Source organism: Streptomyces sp. NPDC088246, assembly GCF_044741025.1.
Taxonomy (GTDB): Bacteria; Actinomycetota; Actinomycetes; order Streptomycetales; family Streptomycetaceae; genus Streptomyces.
In genome coordinates this window covers 35,865-44,565 of the sequence record NZ_JBIURV010000048.1, presented here as the reverse complement: position 1 = coordinate 44,565, position 8,701 = coordinate 35,865, and the positions used below count along the sequence as shown (strand labels likewise).

General features: G+C 69.4%; 8 protein-coding genes and 1 pseudogene. 7 read left to right on the top strand and 2 right to left on the bottom strand.

Features of this window, described 5'->3' with window-relative positions; genetic code table 11:
* The coding region (locus ACIPEK_RS37920; protein ID WP_402005991.1) for a helix-turn-helix domain-containing protein at nt 1-942 on the bottom strand (942 nt) is incomplete at its 3' end.
* Nucleotides 943-1,223: 281 nt separating this feature from the next.
* On the bottom strand, nt 1,224-1,661 hold the full coding sequence (locus tag ACIPEK_RS37915; protein ID WP_402005988.1) for an ATP-binding protein: 438 nt from the start codon (nt 1,659-1,661) through the stop codon (nt 1,224-1,226).
* Nucleotides 1,662-1,824: 163 nt separating this feature from the next.
* On the opposite strand from ACIPEK_RS37915, the gene ACIPEK_RS37910 reads away from it, so the two are divergent.
* The 7 genes and pseudogenes from ACIPEK_RS37910 (at nt 1,825) to ACIPEK_RS37880 (ending at nt 8,629) form a co-directional block, all read left to right on the top strand.
* Nucleotides 1,825-2,703 (top strand): helix-turn-helix domain-containing protein, encoded by an 879-nt coding sequence (locus tag ACIPEK_RS37910; protein WP_402005994.1) that lies wholly within the window; start codon nt 1,825-1,827, stop codon nt 2,701-2,703.
* Nucleotides 2,700-2,909 (top strand): DUF397 domain-containing protein, encoded by a 210-nt coding sequence (locus ACIPEK_RS37905; protein WP_402005985.1) that lies wholly within the window; start codon nt 2,700-2,702, stop codon nt 2,907-2,909. The genes ACIPEK_RS37910 and ACIPEK_RS37905 overlap by 4 nt, the downstream gene beginning before the upstream one ends.
* A gap of 315 nt (nt 2,910-3,224) precedes the next feature.
* Nucleotides 3,225-3,353, top strand: a complete 129-nt coding sequence (locus ACIPEK_RS37900) for a hypothetical protein (RefSeq protein ID WP_402005982.1) — start codon at nt 3,225-3,227, stop codon at nt 3,351-3,353.
* Nucleotides 3,341-3,589 (top strand): annotated as a pseudogene (locus ACIPEK_RS37895) (tail fiber domain-containing protein); the annotation flags it as partial. The gene ACIPEK_RS37900 and the pseudogene ACIPEK_RS37895, both read left to right, overlap by 13 nt.
* Before the next feature lie 631 nt (nt 3,590-4,220).
* Entirely contained in the window at nt 4,221-7,229 is a 3,009-nt protein-coding gene (locus ACIPEK_RS37890; RefSeq protein ID WP_402005979.1) for a carboxypeptidase regulatory-like domain-containing protein, read from the top strand.
* 111 nt (nt 7,230-7,340) lie between these two features.
* Nucleotides 7,341-7,817, top strand: a complete 477-nt coding sequence (locus ACIPEK_RS37885; RefSeq protein WP_402005976.1) for a hypothetical protein — start codon at nt 7,341-7,343, stop codon at nt 7,815-7,817.
* Nucleotides 7,814-8,629, top strand: a complete 816-nt coding sequence (locus ACIPEK_RS37880; protein ID WP_402005973.1) for a class I SAM-dependent methyltransferase — start codon at nt 7,814-7,816, stop codon at nt 8,627-8,629. Before ACIPEK_RS37885 ends, ACIPEK_RS37880 begins: the two co-directional genes overlap by 4 nt.
* The last annotated feature ends 72 nt before the right edge of the window (nt 8,630-8,701 follow it).

Below are 8,701 nucleotides of genomic sequence, written 5' to 3'. Positions count from 1 at the left end.
TGTGTGCAGTTCGGTGCGGCAGTCGCGGCAGTGGCCGGGGTGGTGGGAGCGGAAGGCGCGGTCGCAGTGGTCGCAGTTCTGGAGGGGGATGACGACGACGCTGCGGTGTGCGGGTGCGAGGTCCTGGGTTCCGGGCAGCGGGGGCGGCAGGAGTGTCGTGATCCGGTGACGGAGGAGCTTGGCCGGGTGTTTGAGGGGAGCAGGGAGGTTGGTGGTGAGGGCGTGGCGGATGGTGTCGGGGTGGGCGTCGCGTTCGAGCCACGTGGCGACGCCGGGGGTGAGGGTGTGGATGTCGTGCTCGGCGAGGGTGAGTTGGGGTGTGTGGCGGCGCAGGTCGGCGAGGAGCGCGGTGGCCACGCACTGAAGCTCCGGCGTGAGCTCCTGCGGCTGTGGGAGCGGCGGAGGCGGCGATGTGCGCGCTGTGGGGGCCGGTACGAGGGCGGGCTGCGGCTGCGGCCGTGGCGTGGGCACCGGGGCTGGTGCGGGGCGCGGTTCGGGAGCGGTTACGCGTGGCGGCGGCGGTGGTGTGGGCAGCGGGGCCGGCTCGCTGGGAACCGTTCGGGGCTGACGGGTTGCGCCCGGCTGGTTGTACGAGACGGTGCGGGTGATGATGCGGCCGTCGGCGAGGCGTACTCGGCTGCGGTGGAGGTAGCCGTGGGCTTCGAGCTCACGCAGGGCGGCGGCGATGCGGGTCTCGCTCTCGGGGAAGCGGTCGGCGAGGTGCTTGATGCCGATCTTGGCTCCGGCGGGGAGCGACTGGATGTGGGTGGCGAGCCCGATCGCGGTGAGGGAGAGTCCGCGGTGCTGGGCGAGGTGGTTGCCGATGACGGTGAAGCCTGCGGCGTGCCGGAAGTTGATGTGGATGACACCGGATGACGGTGTGTCGCCCCCGGATGCGGGGGGCGGGGCGCACGGGGGCGCGGTAATCTGCTGGGTATCCATCGGGAAGGGCCTAACTTCCTCGGTGGTCAGGCCCTCGGTCGAGATTGGCGTCTCGTCGGGGGCCGTCGCATGTCTGTAGTTGTCGCGGCGAGCATATGCCAGCCAACCCGTATGAAATCCAGCCCAGTTGCCCTATGTCACCCGGGCGAGTGACGGGGCCGGGATGGGGTCGGGTTTGGGTGGGGAGGGTGATTTCCCCAAGTTCTTCAAAGCTTTATGCGTCGTGGGGCGCGGCGACGTGGTTCACCGGGTTGTGGGTGTCCGCGACCCGGTGATGGTGGTCACGGTACGAGGTTGAGTTCGGCCCAGATCGTCTTGCGCGGGACGGGCCCGAGGTCGATGCCCCAGCGGTCGGCGAGTGCCTCGACGATGAGGAGGCCGCGCCCTGATTCCGCGTCGTCGGCAGGGGCGGACGTGGTACCGGGCGTGGGAGGTAGTTGCTCGCCCCGGGTATCGGTCACCTCGATCCGCAGGAGTGCGTCGCGGTGGACGGTGAGGCTCAGTTGGAAGTCCCGGCCCCTTACGCGGCCATGGACGGTGGCGTTCGTGGCCAGCTCGGCGACGATGTGCGCGGCTGATTCCGAGGGGAGCCCCCAAACCCCGAGATGAGCCGTGGCGAGCAGACGGGCAAGCCGCGCGCCCCGGCGGGTGGGGGAGAGCAGCACCGTGAACTGCCGGGTGGGAGTGGAGTGTTCGGTTCGGATGATTTCTTGAGTCACGTCACTCAGCGTGGCCGCGTCTGCGTACCGTGAATAGCGACGAGCCGCTTACGTACGGTGATTGTCCCGCGCTTGTCCAGTGCTGTCCCGGCTGTCCGGGGTGACGTGCTGGGGACGAGCAGGGTTGAGCAAGAACGGCATGCACATCGGAAGTGGGGCACGGATGAGCGTGGATGAGGCTGGTGCGGGGCGCGGGGACTACGGAGCGGACGAGCCCGGCTGGGACGTCGATCCTGACGACGAGTCGGGGGTGGCGGTGGTCGCTGCGGTGGGCCGCCAGATCAAGGCGTGGCGGGAGTCGGCGGGGCTGCGGGCCGGCGGGTTCGGCGCTGCGATCGGGTACGGGGAGGACCTGGTCTACAAGGTGGAGGGCGGCAGGCGGATCCCCCGGCCGGAGTTCCTGGAGAAGGCGGACGAGGTGCTGCGGGCGGGCGGGAAGCTCGCGGCGATGAAGCGGGATGTGGCGGAAGTCCGGTACCCGAAGAAGATCCGGGAGCTTGCGAAGCTGGAGGCGCAGGCGGACGAACTCTCGGCGTACGGGAGCCACAACCTTCACGGTCTGTTGCAGACGGAGGAGTATGCGCGGGCGCTGTTCGGGATGCGGCGGCCCGCGTTCTCGCAGGATGAGGTGGAGAGGCTGGTGGCTGCTCGTGTAGCCCGGCAGTCCATCTTTGACCGCTCGCCTGGCCCGGAGCTCAGCTTCGTCCAGGAAGAGGTGACACTGCGGCGCCACCTTGGGGGCAGAATGGTGTTGCGACGACAGCTTGAACGCCTTTTGGAAGTGGGGCAGTTGCGGAACGTCGAGATCCAGGTGATGCCGACCGGCCGCGACGATCACGCCGGAATGGGCGGCGAGATGCAGGTGCTGAAGTTCAGGGACGGCTCGGCGGTGGGGCGTTCCGAGGGAGACTTCGGCAGTCGCCCGGTCTCTGACCCGAAGTATCTCCGGATCGTTGAGCTGCGGTGTGGGATCATCCGGGCTCAGGCTCTCACGCCTCGGGAGTCGCTGGCCTTCATCGAGCAAGTGCTGGGAGAGACATGATCAGCGAGACCTCTGCCGGAGACGCTTCCCGGCTGGAGTGGTTCAAGAACAGCTACAGCGACAGCAGCAACAGCAATGAATGCGTCGAGGTCGCGACCACCCCAGGCGCGGTGCACGTCCGCGACTCAAAGAACCTGCCGGGGCCCCGGCTCGCCTTCGGTGCGGGCGCGTGGGTGGGCTTCGTCTCGCACACCGCCCGTCACTGATCCACACGCACTTGCGCCCCGTGCCTGGTTGATGCAGGGGTGGGGTGCGCTGCTGTCAGAAGAACCTTGCAACTCCCCAGCCAGGCCCCCGGTCAACAGTCCGGTAGTCCCCGCTCGGACACCAGGGGGCAAGTAACCCGTCGGTAGGTTCCGAGGGCTTGGCCGCTGCTGTTTCCTGGCGCTGGGTGCTTCGTCGGCCGGGTCTGGTCAACGTCTGGTCGTGCGGCTCGTGACCGACGGGGGCGGTGTCGTTGCTTGGTTGATCTGATCTCTGACTACCCCGGAGCGCCCGCGGAGCCCGCGCAGGTGCGGGCGGTGGAGCACAGCACCGCCCCGGCCGACAACGACCCCGGGGTCTCCACTCAGTTCGTCCCGCTGGGCAGTCTGCTGTTCTCCGACCGGGCCGTAAAGACCAGCGTGAGCCCGGTGCGATGGGATCGCTGACCGAACGCCTCCACAGCGCCCGGACCGTCGGCATTCGGGCCTACCGGGCGCGCCTGCACCCCGACACGCCCAGCCCCGCCGGAATGACGTCCACGGCCTCCGGGGAAACGGTCGCCGAGGCGGGTGACGGCGTGAACGGGTTCGACGTCCTTGCCCGAGTGCTCCGTCTGCCGGTAGGCACATGGCGGTACCGGTGGGAGGACGACGAAGTGCGCCACCTGGGGCCGATGGCACAGGACTGGCGGGCCCATCTCGGCCTGGGAGCCGACGACAAGACGATCTGCTGCACCGATGCCAACGGCGTCGCGATTGTGGCGATTCAGGCACTTCACCGGCAACTCACCGACCTTCAGGCTGAGGTCAGGGAACTCCGGGCGCAGAAGGTCGAACCGGCAGCGCACGCACCTGGTGCGGAGACCCCGCGGGTCTCACCATCTCAACTGCTGCACCTGGCTGTGGCTGGGTGCAGCGGTTGCGGATGGGATGACGCGGCGCTGTCGCCCGACACGTCGCCGAGCACGATCCGGCCGTCCGCCGCCGTCGGTGAACCTCCAGAACGTACCGGTGGGTTACTTGCTCCCTGGTGTCCGAGCCAGGACTGCCGGGCCGAAGCTGATGGATCATCACAAATGTGCGGGTCCATGTCATGTCGTGTAGCCGCCATGGCGGTCTTGTCGAGAACATGGCAGCGATGTTTAGTTGTCGCGGCGGATGAATCCATCTGCTGTCGACCGAGAACCAGCGCACGGGTCGACCCCAGCTCAGCAGCATGGGAGTCACACATTGCGCACTTCGAGGCATTCCAGACCGGCCGCGCGGAGGATCTCCGCGCGACTGGCCGCTTTCACCGCGGCGGCTGTCGCAGTCATGGCTGCGGGATTACCCGCAGCCCAGGCTGCCACCGGCGCCGAGGCAGCCGCTCCGGGCACCATCGCCACCGCGACGCATCCCGGGGGCGGTCTCGCCGCCTCCAGCGTCGGCTCGCACGGCGAGATCTCCGGAGCCGTGACCGACAGCTCAGGCAAGGCGCTTTCCGGCGCCTCCGTCGTAGCCGGAATCTACCGGTCGACCACCGACGCCCAGGGGCACTACAACCTGACGGTGCCGCCTGACACCTACAAAATGGCCGCGTACGCCTACGGGTACGCGCCCAAGAAGGCCAACGGCGTCGTCGTCGACGATGGCACCGTCACGATGGACTTCGCGCTGGCCGCGGTGGCCCGGCAGACCGTGACCGGTAAGGTGACCGACGGCTCCGGCCACGGCTGGCCGCTCTACACGAAGATCACCATCGATGACGTGCCCGGCGCCCCGGTCTTCACCGACCCGTACACCGGCGCGTACAGCGTCGACCTGCCGCAGGGCGCCGACTACACCCTGCGCTTCACCTCCGTGTACCCCGGCTACGAGGCAGTCACCAAGCAGGTGACCGTGAATGACGCGGCGCAGACCGTGAACGTCGCGGTCCCGGTGGACGCCGAGGCGGCCACGGCGCCCGGTTACCAGGTCAAGCGGTCCGGCCCGACCCAGCCCTTCGACTCCACCGCCGGCGCCCCCGAGGGCTGGAGCGTGGTCAACGCCGACGGCACCACCGGCGGCTGGGTCTTCGACGACTTCGGTAACCGGGTTAACAAGACCGGTGGTTCCGGCGCCTTCGCCATGGTCGACAGTGACAAGATCGGCAGCGGCAAGAAGCAGGACAGCTCGCTGATCACGCCGGTCTTCGACCTGACCGGCAACGACAGCCCGCAACTGGAGTTCGACACCGACTACAAGAGCTACACCAACCAGACCGGCAACATCGACGTCAGCACTGACGGCGGTGCGACCTGGACCAACATCTGGAACCGCACCACCACCCTGACCGGCCCTGCCCATGTCGAGCTTCCGCTGACCGACTACGCCGGGAAGCCCGGCGTGCAGCTGCGGTTCCACTTTACGGGCAGCTACGGCTACTGGTGGGAACTCGACAACGTGTTCGTGGGCAAGCGGACCTACGAGCCCGTCACCGGTGGTCTGGTGGCCGGTACCGTGAAGGACGCCAACACCGACGACGGCGTCGTCGGCGCCACTGTCGTCAACACCGACGCCTCGCAGGACAAGGCCATCACCGCGGCCACCCCGGACGACCCGGCACTCGGCGGCGGCTTCTACTGGATGTTCACCTCCAAGACCGGCAGCCACACCTACACCGCCTCCAAGTCGAAATACGCCGACCTGGCCAAGACGGTGAACGTGGCACCGGACAGCACCACCCAGGCGGTCTTCAACCTGAAGGCCGGCAAGCTGGCGTTTACCCCTGGCTCGATCGACAAGACGGTCGACTGGGGCAAGAAGGCCACCCAGAACCTGACGGTGAAGAACACCGGCGGTGCGCCTGCCAGCCTCACCCTGGGCGAGCAGCCGGGCGGCTTCACCCAGCAGGTCAAGGGCGGCGCGCCGCTCAACCTGGTGAAGGGCAACTACTCCCCGCTGGCCCTCAGCAAGGGCAAGACCTCGGATGCGGCTCCGGCGGCCAACGCGGCCGGTGACGCCTGGCAGCCGGTGGCCAACCTGCCGACCGCTGTGCAGGACAACGCGGTCGCCGTCTACGACGGCAAGGTCTACTCCGCCTTCGGCTACACGGGCAGCGAGGACATCAACGCGCTGTACGCCTACGACCCCGACAGTGGCTCCTGGACCAAGCTGGCCTCCGCGGCCGACACCCGCGAGGGCCACCCGGCCCACGGCTTCATCGGCGGCAAGCTGTACGTGGTCGGCGGCTGGGGTGCCAGCGGCGACCCCGACGCCAAGCTGGAGGTCTACGACCCGGCGTCGAACAGCTGGTCCACCAAGGCGTCCTCGCCCAAGCCGTACGCCGGTTCGGGCAGCGCGGTGCTCGGCGGCAAGCTGTACGTCGTCGGCGGCTGCACCGACAGCTGTGGCACCACGGACGCCACGGTCTACGACCCGTCGTCGGACAGCTGGTCCCAGATCGCCTCCTACCCGGAGCCGATCTCCTGGCAGTCCTGCGGCGGCATCGACGGCAAGCTCTACTGCGCCGGTGGCAACAGCGGCACCAGTTCGACCAAGCACGCCTACGTCTACGACCCGGGCGCCGACAGCTGGTCGCCCATCGCCGACATGCCCGCCGACCTGTGGGGTTCGGCGTACAGCGTGGGCAACGGCAAGCTGCTGGTCTCCAGCGGTGTCGTCAACGACAGCGCCGCCATTACCAACCAGGGCTACGCCTTCGACCCGGGCACCGGCAGCTGGACCGCCCTGCCCAACGCCAACACCAGCGTCTACCGTGTGGGAGCTGCCTCCGGCTTCTACAAGGTCGGTGGCAACACCGGCGGCAGCTCGACGCCGCCGGTGTCCACCGTCGAGGTGCTGCCCGGCTACGACCAGGGCGGCGAGTCCTCGGACGTCAGCTGGCTGTCCACGAGCAAGGACAAGGTGACACTCCAGCCCGGGGAGAGCACCACGATCACCGTCGGCCTGGACGCCACGGTCCCCGAGGTCACCCAGCCCGGCGACTACACCGCGGCGCTGACTGTCCAGACCGACACCCCGTACGCCGGCGTCCCGATCGACGTGAAGATGCACGTCAACCCGCCGAAGAACTGGGGCAAGTACGCCGGCACCGTGCTGGGCGCCGACGGCAAGGGCAGCACCGCGCCACTGGCCGGGGCGACCGTCCAGATCGACAGCTGGGCGAACAGCTACACGCTGCGGACCGCCAAGGACGGCACCTTCGCCCTGTGGTTCGACACCCGCAACAACCCGGTCACCGTGATCGTGGCCAAGGACGGCTACCAGCCGGTGGTCACCACTGTGAAGCTCAAGAAGGGGGAGACGACGATCGGCAACTTCACGCTGAAGAAGGCCTCATGACCCTGTTTCCGTGAAACAGCGCGGGCCGACCCCTCGGGGCCGGCCCGCGCGCCGGTCCGGGGACCGCTCTTCGACATCGCCGAGCAGCGCCGTGGCGTAGCTTCCCTTCTCATGACCGACATCACCGCACTCACCGGCCTGTTCACCGCGCTCGGTGCCGACGACGCCGAGGGCTGGGCCGACTCCGAGGCCGAGGAGAACATTCCGCAGCTCGCCCGCTACCGGTTCCTGCGCATGGTCTGGCAGGACATCGACGGGTGGAGTGCGGCAGCCCCCGACTGGGTCGAGGCCTACCGGAAGGAGGGGCTCGCGGGCGGCGCCGTCGAGCGGGCGCTGGCTCTCGGGCTGGCCCCCGGCGACCTGGGGGAGATAGCCCGCGAGGTGGCGAAGGAGACCGCGTTCGGCCTTCTCTACGGACTGGCCGACCCGGCCGACGGCGACCTTCCGCCCGAGGTGGAGCAGCAGCTGCCCGGCTGGTGCCTGGCGGAGCTGACACCGACGGGTGAGCCCACGGGACGGATTCTGGACGCGCTGTACGAGGACCTGGACGAGGTCGAGCCGCAGGGGCCCGTGGGAGGCGTGCGATGACCGCGTTCGACGTGAGCGAGCGGCGGATCTGGGAAGGGCGGGCCGAGAGCTACGCCCGGACCTTCGCCCGGCTCTGCGCCCACACGGTGCCCGCCCTGCTGGATGCCGCCGCGGTCGGGCCGGGCACGCGGATGCTCGATGTGGGGTGCGGCAGCGGCAGCGTGACGGCGGCGGCCGTCGGGCGCGGTGCGCTCGTACGGGCCATGGACGCCGAACCCGGAATGGTGGAGCTGACCCGGCGTGCCGTGCCCGGGGTCGATGTCCGGTGCGGCTCGCTTCCGCAACTTCCTTATGAAGACGACGAGTTCGATGCCGTCGTGGCGAACTTCGTGCTCAATCACGTCGGCCGGCCGCTGGACGCCCTGGCCGAGATGCGTCGGATCACCCGTCCCGGCGGCCGGGTCGCCGTCACCATCTGGCAGGCGCCGGGCGCCCCCGGCCAGGCGCTGATCGGGCGGGCCGCCGAGGCGGCGGGGCTGACCCGGCCCCAGTGGCTGGCCACCGTCGACCCCGAACACAACTTCCCGCGCACCCGGGAGGGGCTGGGCACGCTGCTGGAGACGGCCGGCCTCGGGGACGTGCGGAGCGAGGTAATGGCCTGGGACCACCGCGTCGGGGCGGAGGACTGGTGGGCCGGGCCGGCCGCCGGTGTGGCCGCGATCGGGCAGCTGGTCAACAGCCGGGGGCCGGCGGGGGTGGCTGCGGCCAAGCGGGAGTACGACGCGCTGTGTACCGAATTCGCGGCGGACGACGGCCGGTTGGCGCTCCCGCATGTGGCGTTGCTGGCCCGGGGGAGCAGGCCGGGAGGGTGACGGCGCGGACGGGCCGGATCCCCCGGCCCGCGCCCGGCATGAAGCGGGGCCCGTACGGTTCACCGTACGGGC

What these genes read in the sequence shown, in the direction of transcription:
- ACIPEK_RS37880 (WP_402005973.1), top strand. Translation starts at nt 7,814, where the DNA reads ATGACCGCGTTCGACGTGAGCGAGCGGCGGATCTGGGAAGGGCGGGCC.
- ACIPEK_RS37885 (WP_402005976.1), top strand. Translation starts at nt 7,341, where the DNA reads ATGACCGACATCACCGCACTCACCGGCCTGTTCACCGCGCTCGGTGCC.
- ACIPEK_RS37890 (WP_402005979.1), top strand. Translation starts at nt 4,221, where the DNA reads ATGGCTGCGGGATTACCCGCAGCCCAGGCTGCCACCGGCGCCGAGGCA.
- ACIPEK_RS37910 (WP_402005994.1), top strand. Translation starts at nt 1,825, where the DNA reads ATGAGCGTGGATGAGGCTGGTGCGGGGCGCGGGGACTACGGAGCGGAC.
- ACIPEK_RS37905 (WP_402005985.1), top strand. Translation starts at nt 2,700, where the DNA reads ATGATCAGCGAGACCTCTGCCGGAGACGCTTCCCGGCTGGAGTGGTTC.